This is a genomic window from Longimicrobium sp. (assembly GCF_036388275.1).
In the GTDB taxonomy this organism is placed as follows: domain Bacteria; phylum Gemmatimonadota; class Gemmatimonadetes; order Longimicrobiales; family Longimicrobiaceae; genus Longimicrobium.
The window spans coordinates 50143-71793 of the sequence record NZ_DASVSF010000061.1; the positions used below are offsets into that span (position 1 = coordinate 50143).

A 21651-nucleotide genomic window follows, 5' to 3' on the forward strand; every position below is an offset into this window, starting at 1 on the left:
CGCTACGCTCGGTGCCCCCTGGTGTAATGGCAGCACAGGAGTCTTTGGAACTTCTAGTGGAGGTTCGAATCCTCCGGGGGCAACTTTCAGGCAGGGTGGCTTTGATGCCACCCTGCTTTTTTTCACGTTGCAACCCTGGCGCTTGCGCTATGTCGCGAGTGCCGGCATCTTCAGGTGGCCGCAAAAGTAGGCCACGTGGCCTATTCGAGCGGCCACATGCAAGATCATTGGACGGGAGCCTCAGCGACGCCGTAGACCATGCTTTTCAGCCCGCTCAATGGTATCCTTTCCTCAGGCGTACGCGTGCGTGCACTGCGCGTTCTGGCGGACGCACATCAGCCGCTGTCCGGGCGTGAGATCGCGCGGCAGGCACACGCCAGCCGCGCGATGACGCAACGCGGATTGGGAGAGCTGACGCAACTCGGTGTGGTTCTGATGGAGGAAACGTCGGCCCAGCATCTCTATCGTCTGAACGAGAACCACCACCTCGTGCGCGATGGGCTCCTGCCGCTCTTTCGGGCGGAGCGTCAGCGGGCTGAAGAGTTGTTCGAGGAACTGCGGCGCATACTGCTGAACGAGGCAGGCGCGGCGGCGGGGCATGTGCTGACTGCGTATCTGTTCGGGAGCGCCGCTCGGGGCGATGACGTTCCCGGAAGCGATCTCGACGTTCTCGTCATCACGCCCGACGCTCGGGCTACCGAAGCGGTGCACGATGCACTTTCGGCGCGTGCGCCAGCACTCCGAACGTACTTTGGTGTGGTGCTCTCGCCCGTGGTGCTGGACTTGGCGACGGCTCGTGAGCAGGCGGGCAGTGCGGACAGCTTTCTACGTGACGCAATCCGCGAGGGCCGGCGGATCTACGGAAGGCCACTGAAGGAACTGCTGTGGTAACACGGGGGCGCCGCAAGGATACCGACCGGCACCAAGCGGCGAAGTACCGCAACGTCGGCTCGGCCCTCCTGCAGAGCGCAAAGGATCTGGAAGATCTCGCAACGGATGAGACTCGCTACGGCAACGCCACTTCGGTGATCGCCATCCACGCGGCGATCGCGTACAACGACGCGATCACCATCGCATATGGCGGGTTCAAGTCCACCGAAGGCGAGCACGTCAGAGCGCCGGACGCCCTGCTGGCCGCACTGAAGAACCCTTCACCCGAGGCGGTCGACCTGCTCCGCGCCGTCGTCAAGAAGAAGGACGCGGTCTCCTACCAGGAGTATACAGTACGAGGGCAGATGCGTCCGCGATCCTCCGCAAGGCGGAGTCGTTCTGCGCGTGGGCCGAGGAAGCATACCAGCGGCGCCCGCCCACGTGACCGGCTGGGTTGCGCGACTTACAGCCGCGCGTCCCGTCAGCCACCAGCTGTTTCATGCGTCTTGGTGGACAGCGAGCGAGAGTCTTGTGTCACGAGCGCGATCCGTAGAAAGTGGAAGAGAAGCTTCCAAAATCGGAAACAACGGATGCGCGAGATCAACACGGGGCAGTTTTGGCGCGCGACGTCGGTCCACCCCCGGGAGAGCAACCGCAAGATCGTGCTGAACCTGGTTCGCGAGCACGAGCCGCTTTCGAGGGCGGACGTGGCCGGTCGCATGCGCCTGCGCCGCGACCGGGTGATCCGCCGCCGTCAGCCGATGGCGGGCGCGGCGAAGGTGGGAGCGACGACCAGGGCCGCGGCGCCGCGCAGGCGGGTCTGCTGGTCGGATGCCTCGGGCGACACGGGGGTGGAGGCGGTGCCGGTGGTCAGCGTGCGCTCGGCCATGGCTGCCAGGGCGGGGGGACCCACGATGTCCCACGCCGCCGCCACCTCGCCCCCCACCACGATCCTCGCCGGGTTCACCGCGTTGACGATGGCCGCCAGCCCCAGCCCCATCAGCCGCCCCGTCAGCTCCAGCGCGGACAGCGCCCCCGCATCGCCGGAGCGGGCGCGGGCGATCACGTCGGCGACGGTCATCCCTGATTCGCGGACGGCCGCGTAGCTGTCGCGCGTCGCCAGCTCGCGGCCCAGGTAGCGCGCGACGATGGCGTGGCTGGAGGTGTACGCCTCCCAGCAGCCGCGCGACCCGCATAGGCAGGCGGGCCCGTCCATCGTCAGGGGGATGTGACCGAACTCGCCCGCGGCGTCGCGGTGCCCGCGCACGACCCGCCCGTTGATCACCAGGCCCGCGCCCACGCCGTCGGAAAAGGTGACGTAGGCGAAGCTGTCCAGGGCGCCGCCCACGGGGTGCGCCAGCCACATCTGCGCGAGGGCGCAGGCCACGGCGTCGCGCTCGATGGTCACCTCGATGCCCACCGCCGCCTCCAGTGCGCCGCGCAAGTCCACGTCGCGCCAGCCCAACGTGGGGGCGTTCACCAGCCGCCCGGTCTCGCTGTCCACCGTCCCGGGAACCACGAGGCCGATCCCCTGGCACTCGCCCGCGGCGGAGTTGGCCTCCAGCAGCCGGCGGACGCGCGTGCCCAGCTCCGCGATCAGCTCCTCCGGCGTGGCCGGCGTCCTCAGCATCTCCAGGGCGAGGGTGCGGCCGGCGAAGTCGGCCAGCATCACCTGCGTTTCGCTCAGGCGTACGTCGATGCCCACCGCCAGCCGGTCGTGCGCGCGCACGTGCAGCAGCGTGGGCTTCCGCCCGCGGCGCGAGGTGCCCACCGCCGCCTCGTACAGCAGCCCGCCCTCGATCAGCTCGTTCACCAGCGGGCTCACCATTCCGCGCGCCACCTCCATGCGGCGCGCCAGGTCTGCCCGCGAGATCGGCTGGTACTCGCGAACGAGGTTCAGCACGATCTGGCGGTTGATCTCCTTGCTGGTGGTGCGGGTGGCACGCTGAAAGTTGCGGGGGTCGATCTTGCGCACGATGCGGGGGGGCGGGGGATGGATGTGGCGGCGCCGGATGCGCGGCGAAAAGTGCTTGCGGACCCGTGGGAGGGCCGCTATCGTACGGCCATCCATTTTGTCACTGATCGTTCCAAAACCGGAAAGTCGGCTTCCGGACCCGCGCCGTCAAGCCCGCCGTCATCCGGCCCCTGCCGCTTGCCACCCGTCAGCCCTTTTCCGCCGCTGGTTTGCGCACGGTGGCTGGCACGGTACACCCGCCCCTCGGAACATCACCCGGAGAACTCACCTTGGCGCACCTGACGACCATCGACTGGCTGGTGATCGCGCTGTACTTCGCCGTGACCGCGATCGGCGCGGTGTACGCCACCTGGCGGGAACGGCGAGAGGGCGGCGGCGAAACCTCGGCCGACTACTTCCTGGCGGGGCGCAACACCGGGTGGTTCGTGGTGGGCGCGTCGCTCTTTTCGTCAAACATCGGTTCCGAGCACCTGGTGGGGCTGGCGGGCACCGGCGCGGCGAGCGGCGTGGCCGTGGCGCAGTTCGAAATCCTGGCCGCCTTCATCCTGCTGCTGCTGGGGTGGCTGTTCGCCCCGTTCTACCTGCGCAGCGGCGTGTACACCATGCCGGAGTTCCTGGAGCGCCGCTACTCGCCCGCGGCGCGGTGGTACCTGGCAGGCATCTCCATCGTGGGATACGTGCTGACCAAGATCTCGGTGACCATCTTCGCCGGCGGGGTGGTGTTCGAGGCGGTGATGGGGATCAACTTCTGGACGGGCGCGCTCGTCGTGGTGGTCGCCACCGGCATCTACACCCTGTTCGGCGGCCTGCGCGCGGTGCTGATCACCGATACCATCCAGATGGTGGTGCTGATCTTGGGTTCCATCGTGGTGACGGTGGTCGGGCTGAACGCCGTGGGCGGATGGGGCGAGCTCACCCGCGCGGCCGGCCCCGAGTTCATGGACATGTGGAAGCCGGCGACGGACCCCTCCTTCCCCTGGACCGGCATCCTCTTCGGCGCACCGATCCTGGGCATCTGGTACTGGTGCACCGACCAGTTCATCGTGCAGCGCGTGCTGGCGGCCCGCAACCTCCAGGAAGCGCGGCGCGGGACGGTGTTCGCCGGCTTCCTGAAGATCCTGCCGCTGTTCATCTTCGTCATCCCGGGCGTGATCGCGACGGTGCTGGCGCGCCAGGGCAAGCTGCAGCTGGGCGCCCCGGACCAGGCGCTCCCGGCGCTGGTGAGCACGCTGCTTCCCGTTGGCCTGCGCGGGCTGGTGGTCGCCGGGCTGCTGGCGGCGCTGATGAGCTCGCTGTCGTCCGTGTTCAACTCCACCTCTACGCTGATCACCTGGGACGTCTACAAGAAGCTGCGGCCGGATGCGTCGGAGCGGCGGCTGGTGCTGGTCGGGCGCCTTTCCACGGGCGTGCTGGTGGTGCTGGGGCTGGCGTGGATTCCCCTGATGAAGCTGATTTCCGGGCAGCTGTACCAGTACATCCAGAGCGTGCAGGCGTACATCGCGCCCCCCATCACCGCCGTGTTCCTGCTGGGGCTGCTGTGGAGCCGGCTGAACGCCCGCGGGGCGATGGCGTCGCTGCTGGTGGGCTTCGTCCTGGGGATGGGCCGCCTGGCGGCCGAGCTGAACAAGGCGAACCTGGACGGATCGCTCCTGGCCTACGCCGAGATCAACTTCCTTCACTTCGCGGCGCTGCTGTTCATCGTCTGTTCGCTGGTGCTCGTGGCGGCTTCGATGACCGCCCCGGCGCCGTCGCGCGAGCAGCTGGAGGGGCTCACCTTCCAGACGACCGCGCGGGTGCAGCCGGCGGAGGACGCTGGCAGCCGCACCGAGGGGATCGTGCTGAGCGGGCTGCTGGTGGCCACGGTCGTGGCGATCTGGCTGTACTTCTCCTGATCGGCCGATGACGCATCGCATCCGCGCGCTCGGCGCCGTGTCCGCCGCACTGGTCGCGTCGGCCGGAGACCTCGGCGCGCAGCGCGAGCTGTATCGATCGGACGCGTTCACAGTCACCGACACGTCCGTGCACCAGGGGCGGTTCGCGGCGGTGGCGCTCTCGCGGGACAGCATCGTCAGCACGTATCCGCGGGCCGGGCGCGAGATGCACTTCCGCTTCAGCCTCAACGGGGCGGACAACGAGTTCCCCTCCGGGACGGAGCACACGCTGTACGTGCGCCCGGCAAACGGCGCCATCGTCTCGCCCGTGTACGTCTTCGGGGAGGAGCAGCCGCCGTTCATCCCCACGCCCGAGGCGTACTCGACGAGCGAGGAGGGCGTTGCGCGGGTGACCATCCGCCTGGACCTGCGCCACGTGCTGCGCGAGATGGAGCGGACGGGCAGGTACGATCCCCCGCAGGGCCCGCCCATCCGCCGCGCGGACTTCCGGGGCGTGTACGCCATCGGCGACGTGGAGCCGCTGAGCTGGGACGCGCGCGCCCTGCGCCCCGGCTCGCCCGCGCAGCTGCGGGACGAGGACGGCGACGGCATCTACACGCTGACGCTGCCCATCGAGGCGCAGTACACGCGTCCGCTGGCGGATCCGGGACGGGCCATCTGGACGCGGCAGGCGGACGTGTCGGCGTTCCCCCAGCTGCGCTCGCCGGAGCGGCTGGTGGATGCGCTCTATCGCATGTCGCTCGAGGAGCTGACGCAGCTGGTGCGGGAGGATGGTGCGCTCAGCGCCGGGGCCAAGTGGCCGGGCGTGTGGACGCGCGACGTGTCGTACGCCTCGGTGCTCGCCCTGGCGGTCGCGGCGCCGGACGCGGTGAAGCGCAGCCTGCTGGCCAAGGTGGATTCGGCCGGGCGCATCATCCAGGACACGGGGACGGGGGGATCGTGGCCCATCTCCACGGACCGGATGACGTGGGCGCTCGCCGCGTGGGAGCTGTACGCGGTGACGGGGGACCGCGACTGGCTGCGGCAGGCGTACGGCATCATCAGCCGGTCGGCGGAGGCGGACCTGCACGCCATCTTCGACCCGGCCACGGGGCTGGCGACGGGCGAAACGTCGTTCATGGACTGGCGGGAGCAGTCGTACCCGCGCTGGGTGGAGCCACGCGACATCGCCCGCTCCGCTGGCACGAGCACGAACGTCGTCCACCACGCCACCTATCGCATCCTGGCCGACATGGCACAGGCGCTGGGCGAGCCGGGCGACCGGTGGGCGAAGGTGGCGGCGGACCTGCGTACCGCCATCAACCAGCACCTGTGGATGCCCGACGCGGGGTACTACGCCGTCTTCCGCTACGGGCGTGGCTTTTCGTCCCTCGCCCCGCGCTCCGACGCCCTGGCCCAGGCGCTGGCCGTGATCTACGGCGTCGCCGACCCCCAGCAGCAGGCGCTGATCTCCGCCCGCGCGCCGATGGTGGAGTTCGGCGCGCCGACGTTCTGGCCGTACATCCCCGGCACTCCGTCGTACCACAACGCGGCGATCTGGCCGTTCGTCAACGCGTACTCGCTGTGGGCCGCGGCCGAGGCGGGGAACACGGCGGCGGTGGAGCATGCGCTGGCCTCCATCTACCGCCCCGCCGCGCTGTTCCTGACCAACAAGGAAAACATGATGGCCAGCACGGGCCACTTCGACGGCACGGAGCTGAACTCCGACCGCCAGTTGTGGAGCGTGGCCGGCAACCTGGCCGCCAGCTACCGCGTGCTCTTCGGGATGCGCTTCCGGCCGCACGGGCTGGCCTTCCGCCCGATGGTGCCGCGCGGCTATGAGGGCGAGCGCACGCTTTCGAACCTTCGCTACCGCGGGTCGACGCTGTCGATCACCGTCCGCGGCTTCGGCGATGGCGTGGCGCGCGCGACGCTGGACGGGCAGCCGCTGGCGCGGGCGGAGGTTCCCGCGACGCTCACGGGCGAGCACGTGGTGGAGATCACGATGAACGGGCGGTGGCCGGCGGGGCGCGTCAACATGGTCGAGAACCGCTGGGCGCCCGAGACGCCGTCCGCCACACTACGCGGAGACGTGCTGGCGTGGGATCCCATCCCGGGCGCGGCGCACTACGTCGTCCACCGCAACGGGCGCCCGGCCGCGACGACGACGGAGACGCGCGTTTCGCTGGGCCGGCTGGACCGCGTGGCGGAGTACCAGGTGCTGGCGGTGGATTCCGCGGGGCTGCAGTCGTTCCTGAGCGCGCCGGTGCTGATGGCGCGCGACGAGGCGATCGTCGTCGCGCGGCCCCGGGGAGCGCCGCTGGAGCGCGAGCACGAGGGCTTCACGGGCGCGGGCTACGTGCGGGTGACGCGCGAGACGAACACGAGCGTGGAGTTTCCGGTGATCGTGGCCTGCGGGGGCGAGTACGTGGTCGACGCGCGCTACGCCAACGGCAGCGGCCCCATCAACACCGACGCGAAGGCGGCCATCCGCACGCTGCTGGTGGATGGCGAACCCGCGGGCGTGCTGGTGATGCCGCAGCGGGGAACGGACCGGTGGAACGAGTGGGGCTACGGCACGTCGGTCCGGGTGACCCTGTCGCCCGGCGCGCATCGCCTGACGCTCGCCTACACGCCGCTGGACGAGAACATGGACCGGCGCGTGAACACGGCGCTGCTGGACCACCTGCGCCTGATCCACCTTGCGCCGACCTCGGAGTGCCGATGAGGTCGCCAGTCTGAACGGCAGTTTCACGCAGAGGACGCAGAGAAAAAAGAGAGGACGCAGAGAAAATATGGTTTTCTCTGCGTCCTCTCTGCTTCTCCGCGTTCTCGCATGAAATGGCTGTTCCGGAGAGCCGCGGAAACACGACTCTGTACACTCTGCGCACTTGTGATGTATCGTTGCCGCTCTCTCGTTGGGTGCGGCTCTTGACAAGCTGCACCTTGTACGGTACACTGTACCGCAGGAGGTGCGGGGTGGAAGACGGACTCAAGAAGGTTCCTGCGAGATTCTGGAGCAACGCTGGTGGAACGGAGCCTGTGCGCGACTGGCTTCAGGGTCTCGGCAAGCACGACCGCAGGACGATTGGAGGAGACATCGCGACGGTGGAGTACGGCTGGCCTGTGGGCATGCCGACCTGCCGATCGATGGGAGCAGGCCTGTGGGAGGTACGGACGAACCTGGCCGACAACCGGATTGCCCGCGTGCTCTTCTGCTTCTGCCAGGGGCACCTCGTTCTCCTGCACGGGTTCATCAAGAAGACCAGGAAAACGCCGGACGACGAGTCGGCGCTCGCCCGGAAACGCCAGAAGGAGCTAGAACCATGAACAATCCGCACATCGGCAGCTCGTTCGAGAGCTTTCTGGAGCAGGAAGGGATTCGCGACGAGGTAGAGGGACTCGCACAGAAGCGGGTCTTCACCTGGCAGATCCGCGAGGCCATGGAACAGGCCGGCCTTTCCAAGGCTGCGCTGGCCGCACGGATGCAAACGAGCCGAACGCAGGTGGAGCGGCTGCTGGACCCCGACAACAACAAGGTGCAGCTCGACACCCTTCAGCGTGCCGCGCAAGCCGTCGGCCGCACGCTTCGGGTGGAGCTGGTCTGACGCGCAGACGGCGAGAACGAACGGAGGACGCAGAGAAAACCTTTTTCTCTGCGTCCTCTTCTTTCATCTCCGCGGTCCTGAGCGTGATTATAGCTTTAGCCGTTCGGGTCGGGATCGATGAGGCCGCTGCTTGGCACCGGCTGCACGGAGCCCTGCACCGTCAGCGGCTCGTGCTGGTCGCCCCCGATCACGGTGTCCACGCCTGCGTCGCCCGCGTCGTGCACCAGCATCACCGAGGCCGCCGCAATCAGCAGCGAAACGCCGCCCGTCATCACCATGTACAGCGACGTGTTCGGATTGTCCTGCCCGTACACCGCGCGGATCAGCGGACCGAAGCCCAGCGACGCCAGGATCTCGGGGATGACGATGAAGAAGTTGAACACGCCCATGTACACGCCCATCCGCGCGGCGGGCAGGGCGGTGGAAAGGATGGCGTAGGGCATCGACAGGATGGACGCCCACGCGATGCCCACCCCCACCATGGTCAGCAGCAGCACGTACTGGTCGTGGATCACCGACACGCTCAGCAGCCCGATGGCGCCGCAGGTGAGCGCCAGTGCGTGCGTGGCCTTGCGGCTGGTGGCCCGGGCGACCGCAGGCAGCGCGAACGCCACCACGAACGTGGTGATGGAGTAGAAGGCGAAGGTGATCCCCCCCCACTCGATGCCGCGCGCGTACAGCTCCGAGTCCGGGTCGGTGGCGCCGAACACGTGGCGCGCCACCGTGGGCACGAAGAACATCCACATGCAGAACAGCCCCAGCCAGGTGAAGAACTGGACGACGGCCAACTGCTTCATCGTCTTCGGCATGTTGGTGATGGCCGCGCCGATCTCGCCGAACAGCGCGCCCACGCCGGCCCGCTCGCGCCGCTCACGCTCGAACTCGGCCATGTCTTCCGGCGGCGCCTCGCTGGTGGTGAACACCGTCCACAGCACCGCCAGCAGGAACACCACGGCGCCCAGCTGGAACGAGTACTTCACCGTCAGGGGAATGCCGCTGGCCGTGGTGCCCGTCACGCCCATCTGGCCGAAGATGTAGGGCAGGGCATTGGCCAGGCTGGCGCCCACGCCAATGAAGAACGACTGCATCACGAAGCCCGCCGTACGCTGGCTGGCATCGAGCTTGTCGGCCACGAAGGCGCGGAACGGCTCCATGGACACGTTGATGGACGCATCCAGGATCCACAGCAGCGACGCCGCCATCCACAGCGAGGTGGAGGTGGGCATGAAGAACAGGGCGATGGACGACAGGATGGCGCCCACCAGAAAGTACGGCCGCCGCCGTCCCAGCCGGCCCCAGGTGCGGTCGCTGAGCGCGCCGATGATGGGCTGCACCAGGAGCCCCGTCATGGGCGCCGCCAGCCACAGGATGGGCACCTCGTCCGGCCGCGCCCCCAGCCGTTCGTAGATCGCCGACATGTTGGCCAGCTGAAGCCCCCAGCCGAACTGGATGCCCAGGAAGCCGAAGCTCATGTTGAACATCTCGCCGAACTTCAGGCGCGGTTTCTTGCTCACGTAGGTGGCTCCAGGGGGATGTGGGGGACGGCGCGGAAGCGACTGTGCTGCAGCGCGGTGCACGGCGCGCTGGCCATTGTACGTTGTTCTTACAAAATTGGGGATCCAGAGACTTTTCGCCACTGCCAGGCGGTTCTACGGGCAGTCGGTTCCCCCGCCGAACATCCACCGGTACGCGGCCGGGAACTCGCGCCGCCAGAACCCCTCGGAGTGCGTCCCGTCCTCCCGCACGTATCCGACGACCTGGCGCCCCACGCGGAACCCGGCCGCCGCGAGCGTATCCACCATCCGCCGGTGGTCGTTCTCGTACACCTGCGGCGCATCGCCCTCGCGCGCGCCCGTGACCATGTAGAAGCGCTCGCCCCCGAGCGGACGCGCCGCGCGGGCGTATGCGAAGTTCTGCTGGCTGAACCAGAACGCGGGCGAGAACACGCCCGCCCGGCCGAACACGTCGGGGTGTTTCAGCGCGGCGTACAGCGAGATCAGCCCGCCCATGCTGCTCCCCGCCACGCCCGTGTTCAGCCGGTCCGGCCGGGTACGGTAGCGCGCGTCGATGTACGGCTTGAGCGTGTTCGCCAGGAAATCGACGTACGCGTCGCCCTCGCCGCCGCCGTGGCGGGGATGCGTCCACGGCGAATACTCGTCCAGGCGCCGCTGCCCCCCGTTGTCCACCGCCACCACGATGGCACCCCAGTCACCCGCGGCGTGCAGGCTGTCGAGCGTTTCGTCCACGCCCCACTCGCCCGCGTAGCTGGTGGCATCGTCGAACACGTTCTGCGCATCGTGCATGTACAGCACGGGATACGTCTTCGTGGTCGTGGCGTAGTCCGGCGGCAGGTAGATCCACACCCGCCGCGTGCGTCCCAGCTGCGGGATGGCGAACGCCGTGTCGAGCACCGTCACGGATCGGCTTGCCGTCGACGGCCGTGCCGGGCGCGGGCTGCCGTCGCGCCACCCCGCCACCGATCCGGCGTACGTCGCGGCGCCCGTGGCCGGCACGACGAAGCGCCGGTTGGGGGCGTCCGCACCCGTGCTGTCGCTCTCCGCCGCGTCCCACGAGCCTAGGGTGAACTTGAAGTCGACGGGGCCGCGCACGTCCTCGTGCAGGGTGATCGCGTACTCCCCGGACGCCTCGCGTGTCAGCCGGTAGGCGAGCGACGCGGGGTTCCAGCCGTTGAACGAACCCGCGAGGTAGATCGTAGCCCCCGGCGGCGTGTTCCGGGGGACGCTGAGGCGCACGGTGAGCTGCGCGCTGGCCGGCGCGGCGCCCAGCAGGAACGCGCTGGCGACGAGCGCGCCGGTGTGGCGGATGTGGCGATGGACGGCGGTCATGGAGCGGTGGAGTGGGACAGGTTCGATGCACGGCAGCCGGCGGATGGCCTCCGCCGGCCGTCGATCGTAAATCAGCGCACGGCGCGGAAGCGGATCGCCTGGCCGCCGCCGGGGGCCATCTGGATGCGCAGCGTCGAGCCCGAGGTCACCTGCTGCTGCGAAATCGCGATCGGAAGCGGGTTGTCGCGCCAGTTGGCGCCCGGTCCGTCCGCGTAGATCTTCGCGACGTAGCTGCGGCCCGCAGGAAGGAACGAGAGCGGCACCTCGAACGTCCGCCCCTCCTCGTCGCTGATGGCACCCAGGAACCAGTCGTCAGCCCCGCGCTGCTTTCGGGCGACGATCACGTGGTCGCCGATCTCCCCATCGATCACCACCGTGGTGTCCCAGTCCACCGCCACGTCCCGGATGAACTGGAAGGCCGGCTGCCCCGCGTAGTTCTCCGGCAGGTCCGCCGCCATCTGCAGCGGCGAGTAGAGCACCACGTACAGCGCCAGCTGCTTGGCCAGCGTAGTGCGCGGCCGCGCGTCGTGCGGCTGCCGCGGCGTGCCGGTGGGGCGCTGAATGAGGATGTCGAAGATGCCGGGCGTAAAGTCCATCGGCCCGGAGATCATCCGCGTAAAGAACAGGATGGTCTCGTGCTCCGGCGGATTGCCTCCCTCGCCGCCCCAGGCGTTGTACTCCATCCCCCGCGCGCCCTCGCGCGACAGCATGTTGGGCCAGGTGCGGCGCTCGCCGGTGTCCTTGATGGGCTCGTGCACGTTGACCATGATGCCGTTGCGCGCCGCCGTCTCGATCACCCGGCGGTGGTGCCGCACCATGAACTGCGACTGGTGCGCGTGGCCGTGCTCCGTCCTGTCGCCCACGTACCCCGTCTTCACCGCGCGCACGCCCACGCGGTTGTACAATGCCATGGCCGAGTCCAGCTGCCGCTCGTACGGGTCGATCATCGTGGCGGTCTCGTGGTGCCCGATCAGCGTCATCCCGCGCTGCCGGGCGTAGGCGGCTACCTCCGCCAGGTCGAAGTCCGGGTACGACTGCGTGAACGAGAAGTCGGCCTTCATGGTGTTGAACCAGTCGTGGTCCCACCCCGTGTTCCACCCCTCCACCAGCGTGCCGCCCAGCCCGTTCGCCGCGGCAAAGTCCATGTAGCGCTTGACGTTGGCCGTCGTGGCGCCGTGCTTGGGTCCCTGGCCCCACGTCTCGGTGTTGATGTGCAATCCCCACCACACCCCGTTGTACTTCATGGGCGTGATCCAGCGCGTGTCGGCGATGCGGCTGGGCGGGTTCAGCTTCAGCGTCAGGACGGACGGATGCAGGTCTTCCGGCCGGTCCGCCAGCTGGATGGTGCGCCAGGGGGTGACGAAGGGCGCACGGCCGCGCACCGCCACGCCGTCCGCCCAGCGCGCCAGGGTGGACTGCAGGGTGCGGTTTCCGGTGCGCGCCAGGTACATCCCGGCGTAGTCCACCAGGTTGGCCTCGTGGATCACCACCTGCACGCCGTTGGTCATCTGCAGCGTCAGCGGGGTGTGCACCGAGTCAAGCCGGCTCACCGGCGACGACGAGTAGAGGATCTCCTGCCGGTCGGGCTCGGGGCGGTTGCTGGGGATCCACCAGGCGCGCGCGTTGTCGGCCAGGGCGAACTCCGTCAGCTCCTCCATCATCGTAAAGTCGCGGAAGCCGGCGCTGTCGGCCAGCTCGTAGCGAAAGCCCACGCCGTCGTCGAAGGCGCGGAACACCACGGCGAAGCGGCGGTTGGGCGCGCGGTCTTCGGCGATGCGCACGCGCAGCTCGTGGTGGTGGTCGCGCACGCGCGCCACCTCGCCCCACGGCTGCGTCCACGTCTGGTCCACCGTGTTGCGCGAGCTCCCGGAAATGCGGAGCGCGCTCCGCAGCGAGTCGCCGCCGCGAAAGGCGAAGCCCAGCCGCGAGGGAAGCAGCACCGGCTGCCCGTTGCGGCTGACCGCGTAGTACAGGCCGCCATCGCGGACGTGCACCGTCACCGTGTTCTTCCCGTCCGGCGAGGCGACGCGCAGGGAGTCCTGCGCGTCCGCGGGGACGGCGAACAGGGCCAGGCCCAGCGCCGCGCCCGCCAGAAGGGGCCACATCCGAGCGTGCATCTGCATTCTCCTCATCCGTCCGTTCAGAGCCGGGTGCCGGCGTGGATGGCGACCGCGGTGTTGGAGGGCAGGCTGAACTGCACCGCGCCGTCCGCACCCACGACCACGGCGGTGCCGGCGCAGGCGGCGCCCGCCTTGCCGCCGGTGATCACGTCGCAGTAGGTGCCCGCGGCCAGCCCGGTCGGCGTGGCGACGTTCACCGCGGCGGCTTCGCGGTTGATGGCCACGAAGCCCTTGTCGCCCCGCGAAAAGGCGATGGCGTTGGCCGCGTTGTCCCACCAGCGGTTCAGATCCGTGCCGGCTACCGCGCGGCGGAAGCCCACCATCCGCAGGATCGTGGGGTCGCGGTGCTCGCACACCCACTGCCCGCTCTGCACGGCCTCCATGCTGGCCACGCACGAGACCGGGTTCGTCTCCCCCGCCGCGTTGGATGGGGGGCCGGTATCGCGCCCGGAGCCCAGCGTGAACGCGTAGCTCGACATGATGGACGGATAGCCGTACGGCTGCGCCATCATCCACACGTTCGCCAGCCGGAACGCCACGGGCGAGCGGTAGCCGATGCCGGCCGCGTCCCGCTGGGTGTCGTGGTTTTCCAGGAACACCACGGCCTTGTCCGGCGGCATCAATCCCCACGCGCCCACGGAGAACTGGTTCCCCGTGGTCCCATTGGGGTTCAGCTGCGCCAGGCGCCCACTGTTGGCGCCCAGGAACTTCTCGCCCACGCCGCGGAACTTGAACTCGGTGATGTCGGCCGCGCCACCGGAGCCGTAGGCCAGGCCGTAGTAGTGGGTGCGCGACACGCCCTCGTTGCCGTAGTCGATCACCTCGGCGAAGTAGTAGGGCAGGGGACGCCCCTCCGCCGCCAGCGCGCGGTTCACCCGGCCCACGATGCTGTCCAGGTCCACCGGCTGCATGTGCTTGGCGGCATCGATGCGGTACCCCGCCACGCCCAGGCGTGAAAGGTCCAGCAGGTACGCGGCGATCTTTCCGCGCACGTCCGGGAGCAGCGTGTTCAGGTCGGCCAGCCCCACCAGCTCGCAGTCCTGCACGTTGGCGGCGTTGCCGTAGTCGTTGACGCCGCATGCGCCGTGGAAGTCGCCCGGCGAGTACAGGCCGGGATAGCTGTACTTGGTGTAGACGGTGCCGTTGCTCCCCGTCCCGGCGCCCGCCGTCATGTGGTTGATCACCGCGTCGACGTAGATGTCCACGCCCGCCGCCTTGCAGCGGGCCACCATGTCGGCGAACTCGGCGCGCGTTCCCGAGCGGCTGCGGGCCAGGCTGTAGCTCACCGGCTGGTAGCGCTGCCACCAGGGATGGCCGCTGATCACCGCGTGCTCCTGCGGCGGCGACACCTGCACCGCCTCGTAGCCCGCCGGCCCCAGCACGGCCTCGCACTCGGCGGCGATGTCCGACCACCGCCACTCGAACAGGTGAACGAAGACGTCGCCCGCCGCCGTGTGGCCGCTGGCGCGGTACGTCTGCGGCAGCGACGGCCGCGCGGGCGGCGGCTCAATGATGGGCGGCGGAGGCCCGACGGGCTCCTTGCAGCCGCCGGCCAGCAGGACGAGGGCGAATAGGCCGGCCGCGCCGGGGCGGAATCGAAGAAGAAGCATGGCGATCGTCCACCAGGTCCACAAAGGGCTGCAGCCCCGCCGCGGGGGCGGCGGAGCTGCAGGAAACGTCAGTCCGCGCCCCGGATTGCTCCGGGGCCGTGCCGGCTCAGTTGTAGCCGGGGTTCTGGCTCAGGTTGGGGTTGGCCGAAAGCTCCGCCGCCGGGATCGGGTACAGGTCCAGGTGCGCGGGCGTGGCCGTTCCCGCCGGAGAGCCACCCTTGAAGCTCCAGACGTACGCGCCGCCGGTGTAGCGTCCGAAGCGCACCAGGTCCGTGCGGCGCTGGGCCTCCCACAGCAGCTCGCGGCCGCGCTCGGCCAGGATGAAGTCCAGCGTCATCTGGGCGTCGGTGATGTTGCCGCTGGCGTTACCGTAGGCGCGCGTGCGCAGCTGGTTGATGTAGCCCAGCGCCGTCGCGCGGCTGCCGCCCGCCCCGCGCACCACCGCCTCGGCGTAGATCAGGTACGCGTCGGCCAGGCGGAACATGGGGAAGTCGGTGTCGGGGAAGGTGGGGTGCGACCCCGCCGCGCCCGACGCCTTGACGTTGCGGAACTTGGGCGCCGCGACCCCCTGGAAGAAGTCGCCCACGTCGGTGATCGCCACCGAGTTCTGCATCACGAAGTACGACGACCGCCGGTCCGCGCCGTTCGAGGGGTACAGGTTGTAGGCCTCGGGCTTCAGCCGCAGCCCCCACCAGCCCCCGTCCAGCCCGTAGCTGCCCGCGTTCATGTTGCCGCCGACCGCCGCGTGGGCCAGGAACGTCATCCCGCCCCAGGTGCGGGTGCGGCTGCCGTCGAACGTGATGGGGAAGATGATCTCGGGCGACGTGTGGTTGTCGGCCAGGAACAGGTGCTGGTAGTTGGGGTCCAGCTGGTACGCGCCGGAACCGATCACCGCCTCGGCCGCGGCCCGGGCCTCGGCGTAGCGGGGCTGGCCGGTGTACACCTGCGCGTTCAGGTACAGCTTGGCCAGCAGCATCTGCGCGGCGCCCTGGTCGGCGCGGCCGTAGTCGGCCTGGCCCACGGCCGGCAGCTGGGGCAGAATGGCCTTCAGCTCGCTCTCGACGAAGGTGAAGATCGCCTGCCGCGTGGCCTGTGCCGGCGGCTCGGCGCCCGACCGGTTGGCCTCGGTGACCAGGGGCACGTTGCCGAACAGGTCGGCCGCGTGCCAGTAGCTCAGCGCGCGAAGGAAGCGCGCCTCGGCGCGGTAGTTCGCCACCTGGGCGCGCAGCTCGGCGCTCGCGCCGCGCTCGGCCATGCGGTCGTCGGCGGTTTCGCGCATGAACTCGTTCGCCAGCGCCACCTGGAAGAAGATCCGGTAGTACAGGGCCGCGACGAAGGGGTTGCTAGCCGTCCACCCCTGGCGGTTCATCTCCGGCAGCCCCGGGTCGCCCCACCCGATGATGGCCTCATCGGTGGGAAGCTCCTGCAGCGACCAGTACTGGCGAAGGTACTGCGAAAATCCCTCGTCGATCCCCGAGATGTCGGCGGAGCCATCGGGCCCCTGCTGGCCCGTCACCGAGAGCCCCGCGTACAGCTTCGCCAGAAAGGCGCGGTACGAGCTGGGGTCGGAGAACACGGTTCCGCCGCTGACGGAGCTCTTGGGCTCCGTCGTCAGGTCGGTGCACGCCCCGGCCGCAAGCAGCAGCCCCGAGGCAAAGACCAGCGTTTTGCACGCCTTGATGTTCATGGCTGTTATCAGTCCTCGTCTATGCGTTGAGTTCACGCCGGCGCGGTTCAGAACCCGAAGCTGATGCCAGCCGTCAGGGTGCGGGAGCGCGGGTAGATGGTCAGGTCGATGCCGTTCAGTCCCGCCTCGGGGTCGACGCCGCTGTACCCCGTGAGGGTGAACACGTTCTGCACGGTGCCGAACAGGCGCATCTGCTGCACGCCGCGGAACTGGGGGATCGTGTAGCCCAGCGTCAGGTTGTCCATCCGCAGGAACGAGGCGTCCTCCACGTACACGTCGGAGTAGTACTGCGGGTCGCGGAAGCCGTACTCGCGCACCGACGAGTGCAGGTTCACCAGGCCGCCCGCGGCGTTCAGGGCGTTGTAGTAGCCCTGGCTCGACGCGAGGTTGTTGTAGACGAAGTTGCCCGTCTGCGCCCGCAGGGTGAAGCCCAGGTCGAAGTTGCGGAAGCCGATGTTCGAGGTGTGTCCGAACGTCCAGTCGGGCGCCGGGTCGTGCATGGCCACCCGGTCGTCGAAGGTGATGTTCTTGTCGTTGTTCACGTCCTCGTACAGCTCCATGTCCTCGATCTGCCCGTCGCCGTCGGTGTCGGCGTACAGCGGGTTCCCCGAGGCGTCGCGCCGGTGCCGGTACACGAAGAACGAGTTCACCGGCGAGCCGGGCTGCAGCACCTGGATGTTGGCGCCCACGCCGCCCGCGATGCCGCCCACCAGGATCTGCTCGGCGCCACCGCCGAAGGGGTTCACCGTCAGCAGGCGATTGCTGTTGCGCGCCGCGTTGAAGCTGGCGTTCCAGGTAAAGCCGCCGCGGGGCGCATCCAGCACCTGCGCGTTCAGGCTGAACTCCACGCCCTCGTTGCGCACGCTGCCCACGTTGGTGGTCACGAAGTTGGAGACGTACGTGCCCGCCGCCACCGGGACCGTGAAGATCAGGTCGTCGGTGTCCTTGGTGTAGTACTCCACCGAGCCCGTCAGCCGGTCGTCGAACAGGCCGTAGTCAAGGCCCAGGTTGTACGACGTGGTTTCTTCCCACTGGATGTCGGGGTCCACCGCCGTGGGGCGGATGGTGGTGATGAACTGGTCGCCGAACTGCGCCTGGGTAAAGGCGTCGCCGATGCGGTAGTTGGGCACCCACAGGTAGTTGCCGATGGACTGGTTGCCGTTGATGCCCCACGAAGCGCGCAGCTTCAGGTCCGACATCCAGCCGAAGCGGTCCATGAACGCCTCGTCGCCCAGGCGCCACGCCAGGGCCGCCGCGGGGTAGGTGCCCCACTGGTTGCCGGGGGCGAAGCGCGACGAGCCGTCGCGGCGCACGCTCAGCGTCAGCAGGTAGCGGTCGGCCAGGGTGTAGTTCACGCGGGCGAAGAAGGCGGCCAGCTTGCTCTCGTCCACATCCACGCGCGACACGTTCTCCACGGCGGTGGGAATGCCGTTGGTGCCCAGCAGGTCGGTGCTCAGGCCGCGCGCGTAGAAGTACGGGCGGTCGCCGCGCGAGGTCTCGTACGAATAGCCGGCCGTGGCGTCGATGTCGCTGTTCAGCGCCGACAGGCGGGTGGTGTAGTTGGCGAACGCCTCCAGCAGCCCCGCCGTTTCGCTGGGGTTGCTGCGGTCCACGAAGCCGGTGGGGCAGGGCGGATCCGTCGCGGCGCGCTGGCAGGTGGTGCGGTTCTCCACCTGCGACTGCATGACGCTGGGGAAGAAGCGGCGGCGCTCGGACTTGGCCACGTCGTAGCCCACCCGCAGGGTGCTCGACAGCCCTTCCAGGAAGGGCATGCGGTACTGGCCCTCGATGCTGCCGACGCTGCGGTAGGTGGTGCCCTGGTCCACGGCGAGGGCAAGCTCGGCCAGCGGGTTGTTGGGCCCCAGCGGGAACGCCGTGGCCTCGTAGTAGCCCCCGGTGGCGGTCTGGATGGACTGCGTGGGGTCGAACACGGTGGCGCTGCCCAGCACGCCGCCCGGCGTGAAGACGTCGTCGGTGCGGGCGCCGCGGATGTTGGCGCGCACGTTCAGGCGGTCGGCGAACATGCGGTGGTTGTAGTTCACCGCGGCCGACACGCGCTCCGTCTCCGAACCGCGCAGCACGCCCTGCTGGTCCAGGTAGTTCAGCGACAGGCGGTAGTTCAGGTTCTCGGCCGCGCCCGACATGGCCAGCTCGTGCTCCTGGCCGGCGGCGTCGCGCTCCACCGCGCTGCGCCAGTCGGTGTTGGCGCTGCCCAGGAAGCCCACGCGCCCGGGGGCGAACTCGGTGACGGCGGCGCGGAAGTCCGCGGCGCTCAGCAGCTCGGGCGAGCGGGTGACCGTCGACGACGAGACGGAGCTGCCGTAGTGGAACTGAGGACCGGTGGAGGCGCCCGTCTTGGTTTCGATGATGATCACGCCGTTGGCGCCGCGCGAGCCGTAGATGGCGGTGGACGAGGCGTCCTTGAGCACCGTCATCCGCGCGATGTCCTGCGGATTGATGAAGTTCAGCGGGTTGCGCCCCGCCGACAGGCCGCCGCCGGGCTGAAGCGGCACGCCATCCACCACGATCAGCGGCTCGTTGCTGGCGTTCACCGAGGTGCCGCCGCGGATGCGGATGCTGCTGCCCCCGCCCGGCTCGCCGGTGCTCACCACCTGCACGCCGGCCACCTTGCCCTGGATCAGCTGGTCGGGGCTCACCACGCGGCCGGTGTTGAACTGCTCTTCGGAAACCGGCGCCACCGAGCCCGTAACGTCACGGATGCGGCGCTCGCCATAGCCGATGGCCACCACGCTCTCCAGCAGCACCGCCTGCGACGACAGCGACAGGTCTACCGTGGCCGTCTGGCCGGCGGTCACCGTCACCGTGCGCGAAACCGTGCCGTAGCCGATGCGCGTGGCGGTCACCGTCTGGGTGCCCGCCGGAACGCCGCCCACGGTGAAGCGGCCGTCCGCGCCGCTGACGGTGGTGCGCTGGGCCACGCTCACCGTGGCGCCCGCCAGGGGCTCCTGCGTCGTCCCTTCGACGACGCGCCCGGTGACGGTGCCCGACTGCGCGCTCAACGGCACCGCCCCGAGAAGGAAGACGGCAAGCGCGAGAAAAAACTGACGACCGAGTGCCATGGGTGTGACCTCGCAGAGGTGGGAAGTGGTGCATCCACCCCCGATCGCCGCCTTCGTGTGGCGAGCGGGGAAGCCCGGAGCGGTACCGTCTTAGCTTGTGGGGCGTACTGGTGTCCTACGAGCAGCAATCCCGGAAGCCTTCTCTGGCTCACTCGGCGGAATCGGCCTGGATCGTGGGACGGGGTGCGGCGGAACACGGACTGGATGATTTGTATCGTAAGCTGCCAAACTCGGAATGTCAACATCGTAAAAGGTTCCCGAGGCGGTAGTGATACGTGCCTGCGCGAATTTGGCAGGCGATTTTACAAATTCGCGGCGGGCGCCCTTCCCCCTCCATCTACGCCCGGCTCAGCGACCGCGCCGGGCTGGACGGGGGCCGGTCCACGCCACGTTCCGCGAATCCGCCCGAATGCGCGCGGGCTGGCGGATGGCGGCCTTGTTCGGCGCGTGCTGCCGGTGCTACGATCCGCCCCATCCGCATCCGCTCCCCCGCGTCGCTGACAAAGAATGTGAGGCCAGGGAGGTAAGGGCATGGGAGACATCAGAGTAGGGCTGATCGGGTACGGCCTGGCCGGGTCTGCGTTCCACGCGCCGCTGATCGCCACGACGCGCGGGATGCGGCTCGCGTTCGTCGTCACGTCCAACGCGGAACGTGCCGCGCGGGCCCGGGCGGAGAATCCCGGCGTGGAGGTGGTCGATTCCGCGGACCGGCTGTGGGGCAGGGCGGGGGAGATGAACCTTGTCGTCGTCGCCTCGCCCAACTGCACGCACGTTCCCCTGGCCTGGGCGGCGCTTCGGGCAGGGCTCGCGGTGGTGATCGACAAGCCGATGGCGGCCACCGCGGCGGAGGGCAGGGCGGTGGCGGATGAGGCGCGCGAGCGCGGGCTGCTGCTGTCCGTCTACCAGAACCGGCGCTGGGACGGGGACTTCCTCACCGTGCGGAAATTGATCGCGGAGGGCGCGCTCGGGAACGTCTTCCGCTTCGAGTCGCGGTTCGAGCGCTGGCGGCCCACGCCCAAGGGCGACTGGCGCGAGGATCCCGACCCGGCTGGGGCTGGCGGGACGCTGTTCGACCTTGGACCGCACCTGGTGGACCAGGCGCTGGTGCTCTTCGGCCCCGTGACGCACGTGTACGCCGAGGTGAGCGCGCACCGCGAAGGGGTGCGGGTGGACGACGACGCGTTCGTGGCGCTCACCCATGCGTCCGGGGTGCGCTCGCACCTGCACGTGAGCGCCACCGCCGCTGAGCACGGAACGCGGATGCGCGTGCTGGGCACGCGGGCGGCGTACGTGAAGCGCGGGCTCGACGTGCAGGAGGCGGCGCTGAAGGCGGGGCAGCGCCCCGGTCCCGGCTGGGGCGAAGAGCCGGAGGTCGACTGGGGCCGGCTGGGCGCCGGGGACGAGTGGACAGCGGTCCGCACCGAGCGAGGCGACTACGGCGCCTTCTACGCCGGCATCGCCGCCGCGCTCCGGGACGGCGCTCCGCCCCCCGTGGACCCGATGGACTCCATCGCCGGCCTGGAGATCATCGAAGCCGCACGGCGCTCGTCGGACGAGGGCACCGTCATCCAGCTCCGATGAACGAAAAGCGGGCGATTCGCGCTGATGCGAATCGCCCGCTCCCGTTTTCCTCTGCAGTTCTCCGCGTTTCCGCGCTTCGCGTGAGGCCCCGCCGTTTCAGCGGACCACGGTATCCACACGGGTGATCTGGTACGGATACCAGTGCCGCTCGCGCTCCGCGTGCACGTGGATCTCGCCGAGGCCGGAGGGCCGCAGGACGATGTCGGCGGACTCCTCGCCGGCGCTCAGCACCTCGATGGGCACGAAGAGCTGACCCAGCACCTCCTCGGCCTTGTGGCGGAGGTCCTTGGGCGTGGAGAAGAGCAGGCCTGTCAGATCTTCGGCCTGGTGCAGGGCCGGGTCGTTCGCCGGGGCGATCATGGTCTTCACGCGCACCTCCAGAAACCTATGCGGTTCGTAATTG

At 69.2% G+C, this 21651-nt stretch carries 14 protein-coding genes and 1 tRNA gene; 7 read left to right on the plus strand and 8 right to left on the minus strand.

Annotation, left to right across the window (positions count from 1 at the left end; all coding sequences use genetic code 11):
- Window positions 1–12 precede the first annotated feature (12 nt).
- Both VF632_RS13930 and VF632_RS13935 read left to right on the plus strand, forming a co-directional pair.
- Window positions 13–83: transfer RNA gene (locus VF632_RS13930), tRNA-Gln, on the plus strand.
- Window positions 84–258: 175 nt separating this feature from the next.
- Entirely contained in the window at window positions 259–891 is a 633-nt protein-coding gene (locus tag VF632_RS13935) for a nucleotidyltransferase domain-containing protein (protein ID WP_331023516.1), read from the plus strand.
- 733 nt (window positions 892–1624) lie between these two features.
- On the opposite strand, the gene VF632_RS13940 is transcribed toward VF632_RS13935, so the two are convergent.
- Window positions 1625–2845: an ROK family transcriptional regulator gene (locus VF632_RS13940; protein WP_331023517.1), complete on the minus strand. Its 1221-nt coding sequence runs from the start codon at window positions 2843–2845 to the stop codon at window positions 1625–1627.
- A 269-nt stretch (window positions 2846–3114) separates the two neighbouring features.
- On the opposite strand from VF632_RS13940, the gene VF632_RS13945 reads away from it, so the two are divergent.
- The 4 genes from VF632_RS13945 to VF632_RS13960 all read left to right on the plus strand — a co-directional run bounded on the left by VF632_RS13945 (window position 3115) and on the right by VF632_RS13960 (window position 8324).
- Complete coding sequence (locus VF632_RS13945; protein WP_331023518.1) at window positions 3115–4737, plus strand: sodium:solute symporter; 1623 nt, start codon at window positions 3115–3117, stop codon at window positions 4735–4737.
- A 7-nt stretch (window positions 4738–4744) separates the two neighbouring features.
- Window positions 4745–7444, plus strand: coding sequence for an MGH1-like glycoside hydrolase domain-containing protein (locus VF632_RS13950; protein ID WP_331023519.1), 2700 nt, complete (start codon window positions 4745–4747; stop codon window positions 7442–7444).
- Window positions 7445–7695: 251 nt separating this feature from the next.
- Entirely contained in the window at window positions 7696–8046 is a 351-nt protein-coding gene (locus tag VF632_RS13955) for a type II toxin-antitoxin system RelE/ParE family toxin (protein ID WP_331023520.1), read from the plus strand.
- Window positions 8043–8324, plus strand: a complete 282-nt coding sequence (locus VF632_RS13960) for a helix-turn-helix transcriptional regulator (protein WP_331023521.1) — start codon at window positions 8043–8045, stop codon at window positions 8322–8324. The genes VF632_RS13955 and VF632_RS13960 overlap by 4 nt, the downstream gene beginning before the upstream one ends.
- 95 nt (window positions 8325–8419) lie before the next feature.
- On the opposite strand, the gene VF632_RS13965 is transcribed toward VF632_RS13960, so the two are convergent.
- The 6 genes from VF632_RS13965 to VF632_RS13990 all read right to left on the minus strand — a co-directional run bounded on the left by VF632_RS13965 (window position 8420) and on the right by VF632_RS13990 (window position 19667).
- Window positions 8420–9796, minus strand: coding sequence for an MFS transporter (locus tag VF632_RS13965; protein ID WP_414682895.1), 1377 nt, complete (start codon window positions 9794–9796; stop codon window positions 8420–8422).
- Between the two features lie 177 nt (window positions 9797–9973).
- The gene (locus VF632_RS13970) at window positions 9974–11170 is read right to left on the minus strand and encodes an alpha/beta hydrolase-fold protein (RefSeq protein ID WP_331023523.1); all 1197 of its coding nucleotides are present in this window, start codon (window positions 11168–11170) and stop codon (window positions 9974–9976) included.
- Window positions 11171–11241: 71 nt separating this feature from the next.
- Window positions 11242–13287, minus strand: coding sequence for a glycoside hydrolase family 97 protein (locus VF632_RS13975; protein ID WP_331023524.1), 2046 nt, complete (start codon window positions 13285–13287; stop codon window positions 11242–11244).
- Between the two features lie 23 nt (window positions 13288–13310).
- Entirely contained in the window at window positions 13311–14900 is a 1590-nt protein-coding gene (locus VF632_RS13980; protein WP_331023525.1) for an alpha-amylase family protein, read from the minus strand.
- Between the two features lie 106 nt (window positions 14901–15006).
- Complete coding sequence (locus VF632_RS13985) at window positions 15007–16587, minus strand: RagB/SusD family nutrient uptake outer membrane protein (protein ID WP_331023526.1); 1581 nt, start codon at window positions 16585–16587, stop codon at window positions 15007–15009.
- Between the two features lie 47 nt (window positions 16588–16634).
- Complete coding sequence (locus tag VF632_RS13990) at window positions 16635–19667, minus strand: SusC/RagA family TonB-linked outer membrane protein (protein ID WP_331023527.1); 3033 nt, start codon at window positions 19665–19667, stop codon at window positions 16635–16637.
- Window positions 19668–20198: 531 nt separating this feature from the next.
- Between VF632_RS13990 and VF632_RS13995 the strand changes: the two genes are divergently transcribed.
- Window positions 20199–21248, plus strand: a complete 1050-nt coding sequence (locus VF632_RS13995) for a Gfo/Idh/MocA family protein (protein ID WP_331023528.1) — start codon at window positions 20199–20201, stop codon at window positions 21246–21248.
- 96 nt (window positions 21249–21344) lie between these two features.
- Here the strand turns inward: VF632_RS13995 and VF632_RS14000 are convergent, their stop codons facing one another.
- Window positions 21345–21617 carry a hypothetical protein gene (locus VF632_RS14000; RefSeq protein ID WP_331023529.1) on the minus strand — a complete coding sequence of 91 codons (273 nt, stop codon included), beginning with the start codon at window positions 21615–21617 and terminating at the stop codon, window positions 21345–21347.
- Window positions 21618–21651 lie beyond the last annotated feature (34 nt).